Raw genomic sequence first — 17,986 nt, 5'->3', positions numbered from 1 at the left:
TGACTGAAAATGGGAGACAGTGATGGGGTACTGGAATCAATCAACGGGCGAACGGGATTACTGTTCCTGATTGCCGGTGGACTGTTCGTCGTCTTCGCGGCGCTCCACGGCGTCGAGGCGTTCATGAACGAATCCGCACCGAAGGATATTTTCGGCCCCGCCGGATTCGCCTTCGCATTCCTCGGGATGTTCGGATTGTATCCACGTCTCGTGGATCGGGCCCGATGGTTGACGCAGGTTGGTGCTGTCTTCGCGACTATCGGATTGGTGGCCTCTGCAATCACATCGATATGGCACGTTGGGATTTGGGTGGCTCCAGCGGTGACTCCGGCCTTCTTCGCCGCGCTCCCCGCCGGGATGGTACTTGGGCAGTTCCTCGGATACCTCCCGTTCGGAGTTGCCAGCCTCCGTGCTGGTGTCCATTCACGGACCGTTGGCCTGCTCTTGATCGCAGTACCGGCTGTACTCGCGGTGATGATCGTGACCGTAGCTACCGGCTACGCCACGTCTGGTAGTGCTGTGGTCCTCGGCAGCGTGCAAGCCCTGATTCATTTCGCTATCGGGTACACACTTCGAACGGATACCATCGCAAAAGACCGTGTGACGCCGACCGATACGGCCGCGTGACCGTCTGCTGACGTGATCGTGGCACTTCACGGCGCTCGTTGTCGGGAGCACACAGTGGACAGTGGTGATGCATCTATCCTCTCTATCGGTCACGCTATCTCTGTCAGATGTTGGTACTACTCTTCTCACGATCGGAGTGATGAGCTCACGAGAACAGACCTGAAACACCACTAGTCGAGGACGCGCTCGATAAAATCGGCTTTCTCTCGCGTGTAGCGCCCCCGCTCTCCAGCGTGTGCGCTCGCGAGCCGTCGTTTCAGCGCTTCGTACTCGGCTCGAAGCTCCTCGCTCCCGCGAAGTGCGTCCCGGAATTCGAGTTGGTCGCGCCACGTGTCGCTCCCGAAGGCGGTGAGCGAGAGGTAGTGCGTCCGGCAGTCGCGGGGCCCCTTCGCGTAGAACGCGCGGTCGATGACGGGGTCGTTCGGGCGATACTCGTAGCCCTCGGCTTCCAGTCGAGCGCGGTGTGCACGGGCGTGCGCGAGCGACGGGAGCGCGACGGTGATGTCGAGAACCGGTTTCGCGGCGAGGCCCGGAACCGCCGTCGAGCCGACGTGTTCGATGGCGACGGCGTCGGGAAGCCACTCGCGGAGCCGGTCCCGTTCCGCCTCGAACAGTTTCGGCCACGCGGGGTCGTACTCTCGAAGGGAAACGGTCCCCCGCGCCAGTCCCAGACTATCGCTCACGGACGACGACGAACTCCGCGAGGTCGCGGAGATACTCCATCGCCTGTGACTCCTGGGCAGCGGACTCGAGCGCCTCCAGCGCCTCGTCCGACTGCGCGCGGGCCCGCTCGTTCGCCTCCTCGGGCGAGAGGTCCGTCACCTGCACGAGCGAGGGGCGTTCCATCTCGGCGTCGAGGCCGGTGGGCTTGCCGAGTTCGTCGGGGTCGGCCGTCGCATCCAGGACATCGTCGCGGATCTGGAAGGCGATGCCGACCTTCTCCGCGTACTCGCCGAAGGCGTCAACCGTCTCGGGGTCCGCGTCGGCGGCGATGGCCCCCAGCTCCGCGGCGGCGCGGAACAGCGCCCCCGTCTTCCGGCGGGCGAGCTCCATGTACTCGGCCTCGTTCGTCGGCTGGGCGACGAGTTCGGTCGCCTCGCCCTCGCCCAGCTCGACCATCGCGTCCGCGACGGTCTGCATCGCGCGGTCGTCGGATGAAAAGAGGGCGAACGCCTCCCCCAGGAGGCCGTCGGAGGCGATGATGGCCGGGCCGAAGCCGAACGCGGCGTGGGCGGCCGCGACGCCGCGGCGCACGTCGGCCTCGTCGATGATGTCGTCGATGACCAGCGAGGCGTTGTGGACGAGTTCGATGCCGACGGCGAAGTCGACGGCGTCTTCCGTTTTTCCGCCCGCGGCCTCGCAGGCGAGTACGGTCACCGTGGGACGGACGCGCTTGCCTCCTGATAAGGAGACGTGCTCCACCTCCTCGCGTAGCTCGCTCGGCTCGACCCCGTCGAGCACCGCCTCCAGCCGCGACTCGATGCGCGACCGGCGGCGTTCGAGATACTCCATTACCGGTAGTTGGGCCCGAACGGTGCAAGTAGGTGACGGAACGGGAGAGGTGGGACGGTGCCGGCCTCGGCAGCCGGAAAGAGAGAAGAGACGGGAGCCGGGTTACGGCGCTTCGCCGCCGAACTCCTCGATGAGGTGCGGGACCACGTCGAACAGGTCGTCGACGATGGCGTAGTCGGCGATGTCCATGATGGGGGCGTTCGGGTCCGTGTTGATGGCGATGATGGTGTCCGAGCCCTTCATGCCGGCGACGTGCTGGACGGCGCCGGAGATGCCGATGGCGATGTAGACGTCGGGCGTGACGACCTTCCCGGACTGGCCGACCTGCCGGTTCTTCGGCAGCCAGCCGTTGTCGACGATGGGTCGCGAGGAGGAGAGCGTCGCGCCGAGCGCGTCGGCGAGCGCCTCCACGAGCGGGAGGTTCTCCTCCTCCTCGATACCGCGGCCCACCGAGACGAGCACGTCGGCCTCGGAGATATCCACGTCGCCGCCACCGACCTCCTCGAAGCCGGTGACGGTCGAGCGGACGCGCGACTCGTCGATGTCGGCGTCGAACGCCTCCACCGAGGCGGAGCCGGCGCCCTCCGCCTTCGGCCACTCGGCCGGGCGGATGGTGAGCGCGAACGCGTCGGCGTTCACGTCGAGGGTGGTCTCGACCTTGCCGGCGTACTGCTCGCGGGTGACCTCGAGGGTTCCCGAGCCGTCGAAGCCGACGACGTCGGTGACGAGCGGGAGCTCCAGCGAGCCGGCGACGGCCGGGGCGTAGTCCAGGCCGTTGACCGTATTCGGCATCAGGAGCGCCGACGCGCCGGAGGCCGCGTAGAGCTGCTCGATGGCCTGCACGTAGATGTCGTGGTTGAACTCCTCGCCCTCCGCGACGGTGTGGATTGCGTCCACGCCTTCGCGGTCGAGCTCCTCGGCGAAGTCGTCGACGTCGCCGCCGATGACACCGAGATGGAGGTCGCCGCCGAGGTCGTCGGCGAGCTGTCGGCCGGCCGTGATGATCTCGAAGGAGACGTCACGGAGGCTGCCGCGACGGTGTTCGGTGATTGCAAGCACATCCGTCATCCTTCGACCACCCCCTTGTCGCGGAGGAACGCAGCGAGCTCGCCGGCGGTCTCGTCGGCGGAGCCCTCCCAGACGACGGCGTCGCCCTCGGACTCGGGCTCGTACATCGAGGTGCGCTCGACGGGCGTCTCCGTGACGGAGGCGTCCAGCCCGAGGTCACCGAGCGTCTGCACGTCGAGCTCCTTGCGCTGGGCCATGCGGATCCCGCGGAGGGAGGCGTAGCGCGGCTCGTTGATACCGGTCTGGATGGTGAGCACGGCGGGGAGCTGGATGTCGGTCAGCTCCTCGACCCCGCCCTCGAGCTCGCGGTGGACGCTCGCGACGCCACCGTCGAGGTCGAGGTCGAGGGCGTTGACGACGGCGCCCCACTCGAAGTCGATGGCCTCGGCGAGGGCGACGCCCGTCGCGCCGAAGGAGTCGTCGTTGGCCTGCACACCGGTGAGGACGAGGTCCGGCTCCTCCGCCTCGACGACGGCGGCCAGCAGGTCGGCCTTCGTGGAGACATCGAGGAACTGGGCGGCCTCGAGGTCGTCGTCCCACACGCGGATGGCGCGGTCGGCGCCCTTCGCGAGCGCCATGCGGATGGTCTCCTCCGAGCGCTCCGGGCCGATGGTGACCGTGACGACTTCCACGTCGTCGTTCTCCTCGGAAATCTGGACCGCCTCCTCGACGGCGTAGTCGTCCCACTCGTTGAGGTCGTAATCGAGGTACCGGGCGTCGATGTCGAGTCCGTCGATCTCGAACTCGTCTTCGACCTCGGCCACCTCTTTAACGGTGACGAGTATTTTCATCGTTGTCGCTTACAATTCACGACCATTCGGGGTTAAACGTTTCCGAATGGCGCAACGCGGCAAATACAGCCGCCGAAACGCGGGGTCCTGCGCCGTGGGTCGGTTCCGTCACTCGTCGAAGTCGGCGATCTCCTCGTCCGGCAGCGAGATGAGGTTCTCACGGCCGATCCGGAGCTTGTCGATGCGCCCCTCCTCGTCCATCGCCGAGAGGAGCTGTGAGACCTTCGCGTTCGACCAGCCCGTCTCCTTCACGATGTTCGCCTGCTTCATCCGCCCGCCGTTCTGTTCGAGCATGTACTCCACGCGCTCCTCGTCGGAGAGGAGCTCGAAGTCGGGTTCGTCCTCGGCGTCCGCGGCCGGCTCCGGCTCCGCGGCGGGCGCGGGGTCGGGCTCCTCCCCGCCGTCCGACCGCCGGGTGTAGAGATACCCACCGACCCCGAGTCCTCCGAGTCCGAGCGCGAGCAGGGCGACGAGGAGGAGCGTCCCGTTCTCTCCCGGCTCGCCGGGGGTCGGCGTCAGCGTCGGGGTCGTGGGGTTCGCGGAGCGCGTGTAGGTGATCTGGAGCTCACCGGGTTCGAACGAGGTGGGGCCCTCCCAGACGAGCGCGCCCTGTTCGACCTGCTTCGGCGCGTCGAAGACGCCGTACCCCTGTGGCGTCCGAACGACGAGCGTCTGGTCGGGGCTGAGGCCGGTGAGCCACGTCCCGTCGGTGGTGTTGAACGCGTCGCCGACGACGTACTCCTCGCCGTCGGTCGTGGCGAACTGCGTCCAGGTGAACGAGAGGACGAGCCGGCCCGTGGAGTTGTTCCCGGCGGACTCGATCTCCGAGGAGTAGCGAACGTCCGTGATCGCCATCCGTCGGCCGGTGGCCTCGCTCGCCTCGGTGGCGGCGCGTTGGAACGGCTCGATGCCGTAGGCGGTGTCCTCCTCGTCCGACTCGAACCGCTCGGCGAGCGCCTCGAACGCCCGCGTGTCGTCGGTGTCGTTGAGGGGGAACGTCGTGGTGACCGTCCATCGGGCGTCACCGTTCGGCTGGAGGGCGACCTCGATGGTCATCTCGCCCGGGTCGGTGGTGGTCTGGAGAGCCGTGGCTCCGGCACCGCCTGCAACCACGGTGGCCGCGAGGAGGGCGAGAACACACAGGAGGGCGGAAGGCGGCCCAGACCGCATGGCCGTTCATGCAGTCCCCGGCGGGAAAACGCTTTCCATCGGGTGATGAAACGTCTCCGGGCTCCGTGAATGGTCTCGCCGCCTCTCAGGCGGTCTCGTCGGACGGACCGGGGGAACGAGCGGCTTTTTGTGCTCCGGTCACGGATGGGGGGATATGGACGCCGCACCGGTCGCGTTCGCCCTCCTCGTGGTCCTCTCGGCGACCGCCGTCGCCGCCCCCGGGTCCTCCAGCTCGGTCGACGCCCTCTCGACACCGGTCCAACAGGAAGCGAACACCACGTCGTATCTCTCGCTGGGTGCCGACGACATCCGGACCACACGGTTCGACGTCGTCACGCTCGATGTGGGCGGGAGCCTCGCCGTCGACAACGCCCGCCTGCGGGGCCAGTACGAGGCCACGCGGTTACAACAGGCGTATCGCGCCGCAGAGAGCAGTGACGCGCGTCGCGCCGTCGTCCGCGAGGCGGCCGACCGCATCGACGACCGCATCGACGCCCTCCACAGCCGGCAGCGCGAGGCGCTCGTCGCCTACAACAGCGACCAGCTGTCGGCCCGCGGCTACCTCCGCGAGCTCGCCGCCGTCAACGCGGAGGCGAAGGCGCTGGAGACCGCCATCGCCCGGCTCTACTCGCTCAGCCGGGCGGTCGGGGAGCCGGTCGAGCAGTCGCGTATCGCCCGGATGAAAGCCCGGCTCCTCCCGTTCGACGGGCCGGTCCGGAGCGCCATCGCCGCCGGCTTCACCGGTGAGTCGTCCGTCCGCGTATACATCGAGACTTCGAGCGACGGCGTGACGCTCACCACGCTCTCTCGCGGCGAGTTCGGCACCACCTACGTCCGCGAGACGTACGACGGCGGGGCGTTCGCCCCCGACGACGAGCCGCGGGTGACGTTCGACGAGGCCCGCGAGGAGCTGTTCGGACTCTACCCGTGGGCCATCGAGCAGGGGGTCTACAACATCGGGCTGTTCACGAACGCGCCGTACTACCTCGACGCCGGGGTGTACGCGTTCGGCGTGAACCACCCGCAGGGGACGGACCAGCGGTTCGACCTCGTCGCGTACTACGACAACCGCACCGGGGAGGTGTTCCGGGAGGTGCAGTACAAGGACGTAGAGCGCGTCCCGACGACGACGGTCGCGAACGTCTCCGAGGACGGCTTCCGCGTCCGGGTCCGGGCGACACACCCCGGTGGCCCGGCGCAGGTCACCGTCACGAACGCCTCCACGGGCCTGCCGCGCGACGCCGTCATCTACGTCGGCGACCAGCGCGTCGGGACCGTCGACGAGAACGGCGACCGCTGGATCATCGCGCCCCGCGGGACGACGACGGTCAGCGCGACGTGGGCCGGCCGCAGCGCCAACGTCACGGTCGACTCCACGACGTTCCCAGCGTAGCTTCTTGTACGAAGAGGGGGCCAGCGCCCCCATGGACACCAGAGGGGTCTCCCCCGTCATCGGCGTCGTGAGCCTGCTCGCCGTCACCGTCACGCTCGCGGGGGTCGTGGGCGCCGGCGCGCTCTCGTTCGCCCCGCCAGCCGCCCCGGCACAGGCGACGTTCGACGTGAGTGCGGACGCCGCGCAGGACACGATTTCGGTGACACACGCCGGGGGTGACACGCTCGACGCGGGCTCGCTGGCCGTGAACATCCGCATCGACGATGAACCCTTGCGCCATCAGCCGCCGGTCCCCTTCGTCGGGGCGCGGGGGTTCCGCGGGGCGCCCTCGGGGCCGTTCAACCGCGCGGACGACGGGGTGTGGACGGCGGGGGAGACGGCGACGCTCCGGCTGGCGGGCACGAACGCGCCGCTCGTCGAGTCGGGGTCGACGGTTGAGATACGGATCTACGCGGGCGAGACGCTGGTCGTGGTCGCGGAGACGACCGCCTAGGCCTCCAGCTCCTCTGTCAGTTCGGGGACGCGCGCGACGGTGGTGATGGCCCGCGGGGAGCCGGGGCGGCGTTGCTGGATGTGGTGTTCGAAGTCGGTGTAGCCCGCCTCCGTGAACATCCGGTCGGCCTCCGCCTCGTCGTAGAACAGCATGATGGCGTCCGCGAGCTTCTGGAAGACGGTGGCGTTCGGGTAGTCCGGGCCGACGACGAGGACGGTCCCGCCGGGTTTGACCACGCGGCGGAACTCCTCCAAGGCGGCGACGGGGTTCGGCCAGTACTCGATGCTCCCGGAGGACCACAGCGCGTCGAAGGAGTCGTCGGCGAACGGGAGTCGCTCCGCGTCACCGCGGAAGAAGCGCACCTGGTCGGTCTTCCCGAACTTCGTCCACGCCTTCTGGAGCTGGTGGATCGACTGGTCTAACCCGTAGACGTGGTTCGTGTGCTGGAGCAGCCCCTCGGTGGCGAAGCCGGTCCCACAGCCCACGTCGAGGACGTGGTCCTCCTCGCTCACGTCGAACCACTCGAGCGCCTGGTCGCGCATCTCCTCGTTCCAGATGAAGGGATTGATCTCGTCGTACACCTTCGAGAGGTACTTGTAGAACAGCCGCGCGCGAGCCTTGTTCTCGAGGATTCCCATTGGGCGACGTTGGAACGGCGGCGGCATAATTCTGCGGTTTCCGGTGTGGGAGGTGGGCCAGGAGCGCGTGAACTACGGACTCGCGCACGCGAGGTTTTTCGCAACTACCAAATAGACGCTTTCCGAACCATCTCGTGATATAAGTATGGCGAGGCCAGAGGTTTTAGACCGAATCAAGGAGGCCGAGCAAGCCGCGGACGAGATCATCGCGGACGCGGAAGCGGACCGCGAAGAACTGATTTCGGAGGCTCGCGAGGAGGCCGAGGACATCCGACAGGCCGCCGAGGAGGAGGCCGCCGAACTGAGAGAGGAGCGGCTGGCGGAGGCCCGCTCGGAGATCGAGCAGGAGCGACAGGTCATCGTCGAGGAAGGCGAGGCCGAACGCGAGAAGCTCGAGGCCCGCGCGGTCGAGCGCGAGGACGAGGTGGTCGAACACGTCGTGGACCTCTTCGAGGAGGCGGTGCATGCTCAGACCTGAGCGAATGAGCCGGGTCTCGGTGACGGGGTCCAAGCGCGTGATGGACGAGACCATCGAGACCATCCACGACCTGCGGCTGTTCGACATGACCGACTACGACGGGGCCTGGGAGGGGTTCCAGCCCGGCGACCCGGCCGAGGGTGCCGAGGACGCCTCCGAGAAGCTCGTCACCGTCCGGTCGCTCGAATCCATCCTCGACGTCGACGAGGACGCTGCGGGGCCTGCCCGCGGGCTCGACGACGAGGAGCTCGAACAGGAGCTCGAGGCGGCTCGCCAGCGCGCGAACGAACTCGACGACCGCCGTGACGAGCTCGAAGACGAGCGCCGGTCCGTCGAGGAGCAGCTCGACGCCGTCGAGCCGTTCGTCACGCTCGGAATCGACCTCGACCTCCTGCAGGGGTACGACACCCTGCAGGTCGCGGTCGGCGAGGGTGACGAGGACGCGATCCGCCGCGCCCTCGTCGAGGCCGACGGGATCGAGGCGTTCGACGTGTTCGGCGAGGATGGCGTCCTCGCCGTGTTCGCCTACCCGTCCGATGCCGCCCTCTCGGACGCGCTCGTCAGCGCCTCGTTCACCGCGATCGAGATCCCCGACGCCGACGAGGACCCGGTGTCCTACGTTGCGGAGCTCGAGAGCCGCAAATCGCAGCTCGACTCCAAGCTCGAGACGGTCGAACACGAGCTGGAGGAGCTGAAACTCGAAGTGGGCGGCTTCCTCTTGGCGGCCGAGGAGAAGCTCTCCATCGAGGTCCAGAAGCGCGAGGCGCCGCTCTCCTTCGCGACGACGGAGAACGCCTTCGTCGCCGAGGGGTGGATCCCCACGGAGCGCTTCGTCGACCTCGCGGAGGCGCTGCAGGAGGCTGTCGGCGACCACATCGAGATCGAGGAGCTGGAGCGGTCCGACTACGAGGACGGCCACGCGCACAGCTCGGAGCCGGTCGGCGAGGCCGTCGCCGCGGACGGCGGCACGGATGTCGCCATGTCCGGCGGTCTGCCGCCGGTGATCCAGAACAACCCCGGCGCAGTCAAGCCGTTCGAGGCACTCGTCGAGGTCATCAACCGTCCGAAGTACTCGGAGCTCGACCCCACCGTGGTCCTGTTCCTCACCTTCCCGGTGTTCTTCGGATTCATGATCGGTGATCTGGGCTACGGGCTCCTCTACATGGGGCTCGGCTACGCCCTGATGACGAGGTTCGACTCGGATATCATCCGGTCGCTCGGTGGTGTGGGCGTCCTCTCCGGGCTGTTCACCGCTATCTTCGGTATCCTGTACGGCGAGTTCTTCGGGCTCCACCAGCTCGGTGAGATCCTGTGGGCCGGACACCCGCCGATCCACAAGGGGCTCCAGCCCGCCTACATCAAGTACGCGCAGGCGTGGCTCCTGCTCTCCGTGGTCGCCGGCGTGTTCCACATGACTGTGGGGCGCGTCTTCGACTTCGTGAACAACCTCCACCACGGCGTCGGCGAGGCGTTCGTCGAGAGCCTCTCGTGGGTCATGATGACCATCGGGACGTGGCTGTGGGTGTTCTCCACCGTCGGGAAGAGCGCCAAGCCACCGTTCATGTTCAAGGTACTCTCGTCGGGTGAGGCCGCGGCCGTCCCGCTCGGCTTCGCCGGCTTCTCGCCGACGGTCGGGTGGGCCGGTGCCGGGCTCGCCGCGCTCGGGCTCGTGCTCGCCATCTACGCGGAGGGTGGCATCGCGCTCATCGAATCCATCACGGAGGCGTTCGGGCACGTCATCTCCTACACGCGGATCGCCGCCGTGTTGCTGGCGAAAGCCGGGATGGCGCTCGCGGTGAACCTCCTCGTGTTCGGGGCGTACTCGGAGGAGGGTGAGTTCCACCTCATCTTCTTCTCGGACCACCCGCCCGCACCCGACGCGCCGGAGGTCATCTTCTACGGGCTCCTCAACGGCTCCAGCGCGCCGGAGCTCATCCTCGGCGGGCTCGCGGGGCTCGTCATCCTCGTGCTCGGGCACCTGCTCGTGCTCGTGCTGGGGATCACCTCCGCCGGCCTGCAGGCGGTGCGTCTCGAGTACGTGGAGTTCTTCGGGAAGTTCTACGAGGGCGGTGGCCGCAAGTACACGCCGTTCGGCTACGAGCGGCAGTACACGGCCGAGGAGTAACGGACTCCCCCGAACCGTTCCGACTTCTGACACCGGTAGCCACGCGTCTGGTCGGCGGGTGTTAGGCGTCGCCTCGCGGGCGTTTGGGAAGTTTTATGAGTCTCTTACGACGAGTTAGCCTTGTTCGGATAGCAGAATCCAGAGGACACTACCAACATGATGGAACTCGTTACGGCCCTTGTCAACACGCTCGTACCGCTCACGGAACACTCCGCCATCCCGGCGACCTCCGCCGCCGCCATCGCAGTCGGTCTGGCTGCGTTCGGTGCGGGCTATGCGGAGCGTGGCATCGGCGCGGCTGCAGTCGGCGCGATCGCCGAGGACGACGAGATGTTCGGTCGGGGCCTCATCCTGACGGTCCTGCCGGAGACGCTCGTGATTCTCGCGCTCGTCGTCGTGTTCCTCACGCTGTAAACGCACCCCTTTCTTTCAACAATGAGCCTTGATACGGTTGTAGAGGACATCCGAGACGAAGCCCGCGCGCGTGCGGAGGATATACGCGCCGAGGGTGAGGCCCGCGCCGAGGAGATCCTCGAGGCGGCCGAAGCCGACGCCACGGAGATCGTCGAGGATGCAGAACAGGACGTTGAACGACAGATCGAACAGGAGCGCGAGCAGACGCTCTCCAGCGCGAAACTCGAGGCGAAACAGCAGCGTCTCGAGGCGCGCCGCGAGGTCCTCCAGGACGTCAAGGCGCAGGTCGAGGAGGCAATCGCGACCCTGGAGGGCGACCGGCGTGCGGAGCTGACCAAAACGCTGCTCGACGCGGCGGCGGCCGAGTTCGAGGACGCCGAGGAGGTCCACGTCTACGGGGCGGCCGGGGACGAGGAGCTGCTCGAGGAAGTCCTCGCGGACTACGACGGCTACGAGTACGCTGGCGAGTACGACTGTCTCGGCGGCGTCGTCGTCGAGGCCGAGGGCTCGCGCGTCCGCGTGAACAACACCTTCGACTCCGTGCTCGAAGACGTCTGGGAGGAGAACCTCCGCGCGATCAGCACGAAACTCTTCGAGGAACGATGAGGGTCAAAGCCGAGGGAAGCGCGAACTACGAGTACGTCACCGCCCGTGTGCGGTCCCGGCGTGCCTCGCTGTTCGACGCGGACGACTACCGGAAGCTCGTCCGTATGGGCCCCGGCGAGATCTCGCGGTTCATGGAGGAGACGGAGTACGAGGAGGAGATGAACGCGCTCGGGGCGCGCTACGGTGGCGTCGACCTCATCGAGTACGCGCTCAACCGCAACCTCGCGAAGCACTTCGACGACCTCCTCGACTGGGCGGACGGGAAGCTGTACGACTACGTCGCCCGGTACCTCCGGAAGTTCGACGCGTGGAACGTGAAGACGGTCATCCGTGGGCTCTACTCCGATGCGGACCGGAGCGAGATCGACGACGACCTCATCCGCGCGGGCGAGTTCTCCGAGGCGTTCCTCACGGAGCTCACCAAGGCGGAGTCCATCGAGGCGGTCGTCGACCTCCTCGAGGGGACGATGTTCGGCGAGCCGCTCGCCGCGGCCTACGAGCGCTACGAGGAGGAGGGCGTGCTCGTCCCGCTCGAGAACGCCGTGGACCGCGCCTTCTACGAACGGCTGCTGGAGGGGCTCCCCTCCGAGCCGGACCGCGCGACGGAGCTGTACATCGATTTCCTCCGTGCGGAGATCGACTTCCGGAACATCCGGAACGCGCTGCGGCTGGCCCGCTCGGGTGCGGATATCGACCCCGCGGAGTACTACATCGCCGGCGGTCGGCTGTTCGACTCCGACGCGCTGCGCCAGCTTGCCACGAACCCGGACGAGCTCGTCGCTCGCATCCGCGAGTCGACGTACGGTGACGAGCTGGACGCGGCGCTCGACACGCTGGAGGAGGCGTCGGGCCTCATCGCGTTCGAGCACGCGCTCGACGAGGCACTGCTCGAGTTCTCGGACAAGCTCTCGAACCGCTACCCGTTGTCGGTGTGCCCGGTGCTCGCCTACGTGCTCGCGAAGGAGCGCGAGGTCGACAACATCCGCGCCATCGCGCGTGGCCGTGAGGCGGGCCTCGACAACGAAGAGATCGAAGAGGAGCTGGTGATCCTATGAGTCAGGAGATCGGTGTCATCGGCAGTCCGGAGTTCACGACGGGGTTCCGACTTGCGGGCGTCCGCAGGTTCGAGAACGTTCCCGAGGAACAGAAGGACGACGAGCTGGACGAGGCGGTCTCGTCGATGCTCGATGACGACGAGGTCGGCATCATCGTGATGCACAACGACGACCTCGATCACCTCTCGCGTACCGTCCGACAGACCGTCGAAACAAGCGTCGAACCCGTCCTCGTGACGCTCGGCGGTGGCGCCGGCAGTGGTGGCCTCCGCGAGCAGATCAAACGGGCGATCGGTATCGACCTAATGGAGGAAGAATAATATGAGTCAAGCCACCGAATCCGACGTCGCACAGGACGGCGTCATCGAAAGCGTGAGCGGTCCTGTCGTGACCGCCGCGGACCTCGATGCCCGGATGAACGACGTGGTCTACGTGGGCCACGAAGGACTGATGGGCGAGGTCATCGAAATCGAGGGGAACATCACCACCATCCAGGTGTACGAGGAGACGTCCGACGTCGCGCCCGGCGAACCCGTGGAGAACACGGGCGAGCCGCTGGCCGTCGACCTCGGACCCGGTATGCTGGACGCGATCTACGACGGTGTCCAGCGTCCGCTGGACGTGCTCGAAGAGCAGATGGGTGCGTTCCTCGACCGTGGGGTCGACGCCCCCGGGATCGACATGGAGAAGAAGTGGGAGTTCACCCCCGTCGTCAGCGAGGGCGACCACGTGTCGGCCGGCGACATCGTGGGTGAGGTCCCCGAGACGGAGTCCATCACGCACAAGGTGATGGTCCCGCCGGACTACGAGGGCGGCGAGGTCGTCGCCGTCGAGGCGGGCCAGTTCACGGTCAAAGAGACCGTCGTCGAACTCGACTCCGGTGAAGAGGTCACGATGCACCAGGAGTGGCCGGTCCGGAAGGCCCGTCCCGCACAGGACAAGCAGACCCCGACGAAGCCGCTCGTCTCGGGGCAGCGCATCCTCGACGGGCTGTTCCCCATCGCGAAGGGTGGGACGGCCGCGATTCCGGGGCCGTTCGGCTCCGGCAAGACGGTCACCCAGCACCAGCTCGCCAAGTGGGCCGACGCGGACATCGTCGTCTACGTCGGCTGTGGGGAGCGGGGCAACGAGATGACCGAGGTCATCGAGGACTTCCCCGAGCTGGAGGACCCGCTGACGGGCAAGCCGCTCATGTCCCGGACGTGCCTCATCGCGAACACGTCCAACATGCCGGTCGCTGCGCGTGAGTCCTGTGTGTACACGGGGATCACCATCGCGGAGTTCTTCCGCGACATGGGGTACGACGTGGCGCTCATGGCCGACTCCACCTCGCGGTGGGCCGAGGCCATGCGCGAGATCTCCTCCCGGCTGGAGGAGATGCCCGGTGAGGAGGGCTACCCGGCGTATCTCTCCGCGCGTCTCTCGGAGTTCTACGAGCGTGCCGGGCTGTTCCAGAACATCAACGGCACGGAGGGGTCCGTCTCGGTCATCGGGGCCGTCTCCCCGCCGGGCGGTGACTTCTCGGAGCCGGTCACGCAGAACACGCTGCGTATCGTGAAGACGTTCTGGGCGCTGGACGCGGACCTCGCCGAGCGTCGTCACTTCCCGGCTATCAACTGGAACGAGTCGTACTCGCTGTATAAGGAGCAGCTCGACCCGTGGTACCGCGAGAACGTCGCGGAGGACTTCCCGGAGCAGCGGCAGTGGGCCGTGGACATCCTCGACGAGGAGCAGGAGCTCCAGGAGATCGTCCAGCTCGTCGGGAAGGACGCGCTGCCGGACGACCAGCAGCTCACGCTGGAGGTCGCCCGCTACCTGCGCGAGGCGTGGCTCCAGCAGAACGCGTTCCACGACGTGGACACGTACTGTGAGCCCGAGAAGATCTACATGATGCTCGGCGCGATCAAGACGTTCCACGACGAGGCGTTCTCGGCGCTGGAAGCCGGCGCGCCCGTCGACGAGATCCAGAGCATCGAGGCTGCCCCCCAGCTCAACCGCATGGGGACGGCCGAGGACTACGAGGCGTTCATCCCGAACCTCGAGGAGAACATCACGGAGCAGCTCCGGGAGCTGTACTAACCATGCAGAAGGAATACCAGACTATCACGGAGATCAGCGGCCCGCTGGTGTTCGCCGAGGTCGACGAGCCCGTCGGATACGACGAGATCGTCGAGATCGAGACACCCAGCGGTGAGACGCGTCGCGGTCAGGTGCTGGAGTCGACCAGCGAGTACGTCGCGATCCAGGTGTTCGAGGGGACGGACGGTATCGACCGGAAGTCCTCCGTCCGCTTCCTGGGCGAGACCCTGAAGATGCCGCTGACCGAGGACCTCCTCGGTCGCGTGCTCTCGGGGTCGGGCCAGCCGATCGACGACGGCCCGGAGATCGAACCCGAGGAGCGCCGTGACATCGTCGGCGCGGCCATCAATCCGACGGCACGGGAGTACCCCGAGGAGTTCATCCAGTCCGGCGTCTCCGCCATCGACGGGATGAACACCCTTGTTCGCGGCCAGAAGCTCCCCATCTTCTCCGGGTCGGGGCTGCCGCACAACGACCTCGCGCTCCAGATCGCCCGGCAGGCGACGGTGCCCGAGGAGGAGGCCGAGGGCGGTGAGGGCTCGGAGTTCGCCGTCATCTTCGGCGCGATGGGTATCACGGCGGAGGAGGCGAACGCGTTCATGGACGACTTCGAGCGCACGGGTGCACTCGAGCGGTCGGTCGTCTTCATGAACCTCGCGGACGACCCCGCCGTCGAGCGGACGATCACGCCGCGGCTCGCGCTCACCACCGCCGAGTATCTCGCGTTCGAGAAGGACTACCACGTCCTCGTCATCCTCACGGACATGACGAACTACTGTGAGGCGCTCCGCGAGATCGGTGCGGCGCGTGAGGAGGTGCCCGGCCGCCGTGGCTACCCCGGGTACATGTACACCGACCTGGCGACGCTCTACGAGCGTGCCGGTCGTATCGAGGGGCGCGACGGCTCAGTCACGCAGATTCCCATCCTCACGATGCCGGGTGACGACGACACGCACCCGATTCCGGACCTCACCGGCTACATCACGGAGGGCCAGATCGTGATGGACCGTGACCTGAACAGTCAGGGTATCCAGCCCCCGATCAACCCGCTGCCGTCGCTGTCCCGTCTGATGGACGACGGTATCGGTGAGGGACTCACCCGCGAGGACCACGCCGACGTGTCCGACCAGCTCTACGCCGCGTACGCGGAGGGGTCGGACCTGCGTGACCTCGTGAACATCGTCGGTCGTGAAGCGCTCTCCGAGCGTGACGGCCGCTACCTCGACTTCGCGGACCGGTTCGAAGAGGAGTTCCTCCAGCAGGGGTACACCACGAACCGCTCCATCGAGGAGACCCTCGACATCGCCTGGGAACTGCTCTCGACGTTCCCGAAGGCGGAGCTCAACCGTATCGACGAGGAGCTCATCGAGGAGTACTACCACGAGGAAGTCGCGGAAGAAGTCGCCGCGGACTGACGGCTTCGCTTTCTTCCCTTTTTCCCCTTTCTTCACGCCGCCCAGCGGCGGCGCTGGCGACCGTCGCGTGGCCCCGAACGGAAACACCTAACCCCCTTCGGCAGGAATCCTTCGGCAAATGGCCAAGGACGTCAAACCGACTCGGAAGAACCTCATGGCGATCGAGGATCGCATCGAGCTCTCCGAGCGCGGACACGGCACCCTCGAGAAGAAACGGGACGGCCTCATCATGGAGTTCATGGACATCCTCGATCAGGCGCAGGACGTCCGGTCGAACCTGAACGACAGCTACGAGCACGCCCAGCGTTCGATCAACATGGCGCGCGCGATGGAGGGCGACGTGGCGGTTCGTGGGGCCGCGTCGGCGCTGAAAGAGCACCCGGAGATCACGACGGAATCCAAGAACATCATGGGCGTCGTCGTGCCGCAGATCGAGTCCTCGAAGGTGAAAAAGAGTCTCGACGAGCGGGGTTACGGGGTGCTCGGTACCTCCGCGCGCATCGACGAGGCCGCGGACGCCTACGAGGAGCTGCTGGCCAACGTCATCCTCGCCGCCGAGGTGGAGACGGCGATGAAGAAGATGATCGAGGAGATCGAGACGACCAAACGGCGTGTCAACGCGCTGGAGTTCAAGCTCCTCCCCGAGCTCTACGAGGCTCAGGAGTTCATCGAGCAGAAGCTCGAAGAGCAGGAGCGTGAGGAGATCTTCCGCATGAAGAAGATCAAAGCGAAGAAGGAAGAGGAGGAGGCCAAAGAGGAGGAGGAGGCCGAACTCGAGGTCGAGGCCGCGACGCCCGCGGACGACTAGCCTTTTCGCCATCTGTTTTACACCCCGCCTGTGAGGTGGGGGTATGGTCAGCGAACTCCTCGTCGGGCTCGTCGTGGTCGCGGGGCTGCTCGCGCTCTCCGCGTTCTTCTCGGGAAGCGAAATCGCGCTGTTCTCGCTCGATAGCCGACAGCTGGAGTCGTTCGGGACGGACGAGCGGTCGGGGTCGCAGGCGGTCGCGCGGCTGCACGAGGACCCCCACCGGCTCCTGATTACGATCCTCGTCGGGAACAACGTCGTCAACATCGCCATCGCGACTGTCGTCACGACGCTGGTCGCGAGCTACGTCGCCCCCTCGCGGGTCGCGCTCGTCGCGACGGTGGTCGGGTCGACGGTCGTCCTCCTGTTCGGCGAGATCCTCCCGAAGTCGTACGGCGTGGCGAACGCCCCGTCGCTCGCCCGGCGGGTGGCCCGCCCCGTCGCGGCGTTGCAGGTCCTGCTCTACCCGCTCGTCATCGCGTTCGACCGGGTGAACGAGGCGCTCTCGGGGGTCATCGGCGGGGACGAGGAGATCGAACCCCCCTCGGTGACGAGAGAGGAGATCGCGGCGCTCGTCGGGACGGCGAGCAAACTCGGCGTCATCGACGCGGACGAGCAGACGCTCATCCAGCGGGTCTTTCGATTCAATTCGGTGCCCGTCCGCCACGTGATGGTTCCGCGTGCGGACCTCGTGAGTATCGAGAAAGGGACCACTGTCGCGGACGCGATCCAGGTCTGCGGCGACGCGCGGCTCTCCCGGGTGCCGGTGTACGAGGAGACGGAGGATCACGTGGTCGGCTACGTCGACCTCCGGGACCTCGTGAACGCCGACCCCGAGGCCACCGTCGGGGGGAGCGACCTCCTCGTCCCCATCCTCCACGTGTTCGAGGGGCGGGAGGTGGACGACCTGCTCGCGGAGTTTCAAGAAGAGCGGCTCGAACTCGCCATCGTCTTCGACGAGTACGGCGCGGTCGAGGGGCTCGTCACCGCGGAGGACATCGTCGAGGAGCTCGTGGGGGACGTGTTCGACGTGGGGGAGCCGCGGACGCTCGTGCGCGTGGACGACCGCAGCGTGAGCGCGCGCGGCAAGACCCGCGTGGAGGCCGTGAACGAGGCGATCGGGACAGCACTCCCCGCGCCGGAGAGCGGGACGGTCGCGGCGCTCGTCGTGGAGACGCTGGGCCGCGTGCCCCAGGTGGACGAGACGGTGACCATCGACGGCGTGGCGATGACGGTGACGGGCGTGGTCGGGAACCGCGTGGTTCGCGTCTTCATCCAGCGCGAAGAGGGAGAGCCGTCGCTGGCGGAGTAGCGTCG

19 protein-coding genes are annotated in these 17,986 nt (G+C 67.0%); 13 read left to right on the top strand and 6 right to left on the bottom strand.

What is annotated here, in order from left to right; genetic code table 11:
* Nucleotides 1-9 precede the first annotated feature (9 nt).
* Nucleotides 10-627, top strand: coding sequence for a hypothetical protein (locus ACQUQR_RS11050; protein ID WP_435196535.1), 618 nt, complete (start codon nucleotides 10-12; stop codon nucleotides 625-627).
* Nucleotides 628-797: 170 nt separating this feature from the next.
* Here ACQUQR_RS11050 and ACQUQR_RS11045 read toward each other — a convergent pair whose 3' ends face one another.
* From ACQUQR_RS11045 to ACQUQR_RS11025, 5 genes are all read right to left on the bottom strand, one after another.
* Nucleotides 798-1,310, bottom strand: a complete 513-nt coding sequence (locus ACQUQR_RS11045) for a GrpB family protein (protein ID WP_435196534.1) — start codon at nucleotides 1,308-1,310, stop codon at nucleotides 798-800.
* Complete coding sequence (locus ACQUQR_RS11040) at nucleotides 1,300-2,139, bottom strand: polyprenyl synthetase family protein (protein ID WP_435196533.1); 840 nt, start codon at nucleotides 2,137-2,139, stop codon at nucleotides 1,300-1,302. Before ACQUQR_RS11040 ends, ACQUQR_RS11045 begins: the two co-directional genes overlap by 11 nt.
* Before the next feature lie 102 nt (nucleotides 2,140-2,241).
* Nucleotides 2,242-3,207 carry an electron transfer flavoprotein subunit alpha/FixB family protein gene (locus ACQUQR_RS11035; RefSeq protein ID WP_435196532.1) on the bottom strand — a complete coding sequence of 322 codons (966 nt, stop codon included), beginning with the start codon at nucleotides 3,205-3,207 and terminating at the stop codon, nucleotides 2,242-2,244.
* Nucleotides 3,204-3,998: an electron transfer flavoprotein subunit beta/FixA family protein gene (locus tag ACQUQR_RS11030; protein WP_435196531.1), complete on the bottom strand. Its 795-nt coding sequence runs from the start codon at nucleotides 3,996-3,998 to the stop codon at nucleotides 3,204-3,206. Before ACQUQR_RS11030 ends, ACQUQR_RS11035 begins: the two co-directional genes overlap by 4 nt.
* Before the next feature lie 108 nt (nucleotides 3,999-4,106).
* The gene (locus ACQUQR_RS11025; RefSeq protein ID WP_435196530.1) at nucleotides 4,107-5,168 is read right to left on the bottom strand and encodes a helix-turn-helix transcriptional regulator; all 1,062 of its coding nucleotides are present in this window, start codon (nucleotides 5,166-5,168) and stop codon (nucleotides 4,107-4,109) included.
* A gap of 154 nt (nucleotides 5,169-5,322) precedes the next feature.
* On the opposite strand from ACQUQR_RS11025, the gene ACQUQR_RS11020 reads away from it, so the two are divergent.
* Both ACQUQR_RS11020 and ACQUQR_RS11015 read left to right on the top strand, forming a co-directional pair.
* Nucleotides 5,323-6,561 (top strand): DUF7096 domain-containing protein, encoded by a 1,239-nt coding sequence (locus tag ACQUQR_RS11020; RefSeq protein ID WP_435196529.1) that lies wholly within the window; start codon nucleotides 5,323-5,325, stop codon nucleotides 6,559-6,561.
* 31 nt (nucleotides 6,562-6,592) lie between these two features.
* On the top strand, nucleotides 6,593-7,054 hold the full coding sequence (locus ACQUQR_RS11015) for a type IV pilin (RefSeq protein WP_435196528.1): 462 nt from the start codon (nucleotides 6,593-6,595) through the stop codon (nucleotides 7,052-7,054).
* Here ACQUQR_RS11015 and ACQUQR_RS11010 read toward each other — a convergent pair.
* The gene (locus ACQUQR_RS11010) at nucleotides 7,051-7,692 is read right to left on the bottom strand and encodes a methyltransferase domain-containing protein (protein WP_435196527.1); all 642 of its coding nucleotides are present in this window, start codon (nucleotides 7,690-7,692) and stop codon (nucleotides 7,051-7,053) included. The two genes, ACQUQR_RS11015 and ACQUQR_RS11010, sit on opposite strands and share 4 nt — an antisense overlap.
* A 145-nt stretch (nucleotides 7,693-7,837) precedes the next feature.
* Here ACQUQR_RS11010 and ahaH point away from each other — a divergent pair, with 145 nt between their 5' ends.
* The 10 genes from ahaH (at nucleotide 7,838) to ACQUQR_RS10960 (ending at nucleotide 17,981) form a co-directional block, all read left to right on the top strand.
* Complete coding sequence (ahaH, locus tag ACQUQR_RS11005; RefSeq protein ID WP_435196526.1) at nucleotides 7,838-8,170, top strand: ATP synthase archaeal subunit H; 333 nt, start codon at nucleotides 7,838-7,840, stop codon at nucleotides 8,168-8,170.
* On the top strand, nucleotides 8,157-10,295 hold the full coding sequence (locus tag ACQUQR_RS11000) for a V-type ATP synthase subunit I (RefSeq protein WP_435196525.1): 2,139 nt from the start codon (nucleotides 8,157-8,159) through the stop codon (nucleotides 10,293-10,295). The genes ahaH and ACQUQR_RS11000 overlap by 14 nt, the downstream gene beginning before the upstream one ends.
* Nucleotides 10,296-10,451: 156 nt before the next feature.
* Nucleotides 10,452-10,709, top strand: coding sequence for a hypothetical protein (locus ACQUQR_RS10995; protein ID WP_435196524.1), 258 nt, complete (start codon nucleotides 10,452-10,454; stop codon nucleotides 10,707-10,709).
* Nucleotides 10,710-10,730: 21 nt separating this feature from the next.
* On the top strand, nucleotides 10,731-11,315 hold the full coding sequence (locus ACQUQR_RS10990) for a V-type ATP synthase subunit E (protein ID WP_435196523.1): 585 nt from the start codon (nucleotides 10,731-10,733) through the stop codon (nucleotides 11,313-11,315).
* A complete protein-coding gene (locus ACQUQR_RS10985) occupies nucleotides 11,312-12,370 on the top strand; it encodes a V-type ATP synthase subunit C (protein ID WP_435196522.1) in 1,059 nt (352 codons plus the stop codon). Before ACQUQR_RS10990 ends, ACQUQR_RS10985 begins: the two co-directional genes overlap by 4 nt.
* A complete protein-coding gene (locus tag ACQUQR_RS10980; protein WP_435196521.1) occupies nucleotides 12,367-12,690 on the top strand; it encodes a V-type ATP synthase subunit F in 324 nt (107 codons plus the stop codon). The genes ACQUQR_RS10985 and ACQUQR_RS10980 overlap by 4 nt, the downstream gene beginning before the upstream one ends.
* Nucleotide 12,691: 1 nt before the next feature.
* Nucleotides 12,692-14,449 (top strand): ATP synthase subunit A, encoded by a 1,758-nt coding sequence (locus ACQUQR_RS10975; RefSeq protein ID WP_435196520.1) that lies wholly within the window; start codon nucleotides 12,692-12,694, stop codon nucleotides 14,447-14,449.
* A gap of 2 nt (nucleotides 14,450-14,451) precedes the next feature.
* Nucleotides 14,452-15,864, top strand: a complete 1,413-nt coding sequence (locus ACQUQR_RS10970) for an ATP synthase subunit B (RefSeq protein ID WP_435196519.1) — start codon at nucleotides 14,452-14,454, stop codon at nucleotides 15,862-15,864.
* Between the two features lie 118 nt (nucleotides 15,865-15,982).
* The gene (locus ACQUQR_RS10965; RefSeq protein WP_435196518.1) at nucleotides 15,983-16,672 is read left to right on the top strand and encodes a V-type ATP synthase subunit D; all 690 of its coding nucleotides are present in this window, start codon (nucleotides 15,983-15,985) and stop codon (nucleotides 16,670-16,672) included.
* Between the two features lie 43 nt (nucleotides 16,673-16,715).
* Nucleotides 16,716-17,981: a hemolysin family protein gene (locus ACQUQR_RS10960; RefSeq protein ID WP_435196517.1), complete on the top strand. Its 1,266-nt coding sequence runs from the start codon at nucleotides 16,716-16,718 to the stop codon at nucleotides 17,979-17,981.
* The last annotated feature ends 5 nt before the right edge of the window (nucleotides 17,982-17,986 follow it).

It is taken from the genome of Natronomonas sp. EA1, assembly GCF_051195035.1.
In the GTDB taxonomy this organism is placed as follows: domain Archaea; phylum Halobacteriota; class Halobacteria; order Halobacteriales; family Haloarculaceae; genus JBNTJV01.
This window is presented reverse-complemented; position numbering and strand designations above follow the sequence as displayed.

Bases quoted from the DNA above. Each gene is read 5' to 3' on its own strand.
- ACQUQR_RS11050 (WP_435196535.1), top strand. From the start codon at position 10: ATGGGAGACAGTGATGGGGTACTGGAATCAATCAACGGGCGAACGGGA.
- ACQUQR_RS11040 (WP_435196533.1), bottom strand. From the start codon at position 2,139: ATGGAGTATCTCGAACGCCGCCGGTCGCGCATCGAGTCGCGGCTGGAG.
- ACQUQR_RS11035 (WP_435196532.1), bottom strand. From the start codon at position 3,207: ATGACGGATGTGCTTGCAATCACCGAACACCGTCGCGGCAGCCTCCGT.
- ACQUQR_RS11030 (WP_435196531.1), bottom strand. From the start codon at position 3,998: ATGAAAATACTCGTCACCGTTAAAGAGGTGGCCGAGGTCGAAGACGAG.
- ACQUQR_RS11025 (WP_435196530.1), bottom strand. From the start codon at position 5,168: ATGCGGTCTGGGCCGCCTTCCGCCCTCCTGTGTGTTCTCGCCCTCCTC.
- ACQUQR_RS11020 (WP_435196529.1), top strand. From the start codon at position 5,323: ATGGACGCCGCACCGGTCGCGTTCGCCCTCCTCGTGGTCCTCTCGGCG.
- ACQUQR_RS11015 (WP_435196528.1), top strand. From the start codon at position 6,593: ATGGACACCAGAGGGGTCTCCCCCGTCATCGGCGTCGTGAGCCTGCTC.
- ACQUQR_RS11010 (WP_435196527.1), bottom strand. From the start codon at position 7,692: ATGGGAATCCTCGAGAACAAGGCTCGCGCGCGGCTGTTCTACAAGTAC.
- ahaH (WP_435196526.1), top strand. From the start codon at position 7,838: ATGGCGAGGCCAGAGGTTTTAGACCGAATCAAGGAGGCCGAGCAAGCC.
- ACQUQR_RS11000 (WP_435196525.1), top strand. From the start codon at position 8,157: ATGCTCAGACCTGAGCGAATGAGCCGGGTCTCGGTGACGGGGTCCAAG.
- ACQUQR_RS10995 (WP_435196524.1), top strand. From the start codon at position 10,452: ATGATGGAACTCGTTACGGCCCTTGTCAACACGCTCGTACCGCTCACG.
- ACQUQR_RS10990 (WP_435196523.1), top strand. From the start codon at position 10,731: ATGAGCCTTGATACGGTTGTAGAGGACATCCGAGACGAAGCCCGCGCG.
- ACQUQR_RS10985 (WP_435196522.1), top strand. From the start codon at position 11,312: ATGAGGGTCAAAGCCGAGGGAAGCGCGAACTACGAGTACGTCACCGCC.
- ACQUQR_RS10980 (WP_435196521.1), top strand. From the start codon at position 12,367: ATGAGTCAGGAGATCGGTGTCATCGGCAGTCCGGAGTTCACGACGGGG.
- ACQUQR_RS10975 (WP_435196520.1), top strand. From the start codon at position 12,692: ATGAGTCAAGCCACCGAATCCGACGTCGCACAGGACGGCGTCATCGAA.
- ACQUQR_RS10970 (WP_435196519.1), top strand. From the start codon at position 14,452: ATGCAGAAGGAATACCAGACTATCACGGAGATCAGCGGCCCGCTGGTG.
- ACQUQR_RS10965 (WP_435196518.1), top strand. From the start codon at position 15,983: ATGGCCAAGGACGTCAAACCGACTCGGAAGAACCTCATGGCGATCGAG.
- ACQUQR_RS10960 (WP_435196517.1), top strand. From the start codon at position 16,716: ATGGTCAGCGAACTCCTCGTCGGGCTCGTCGTGGTCGCGGGGCTGCTC.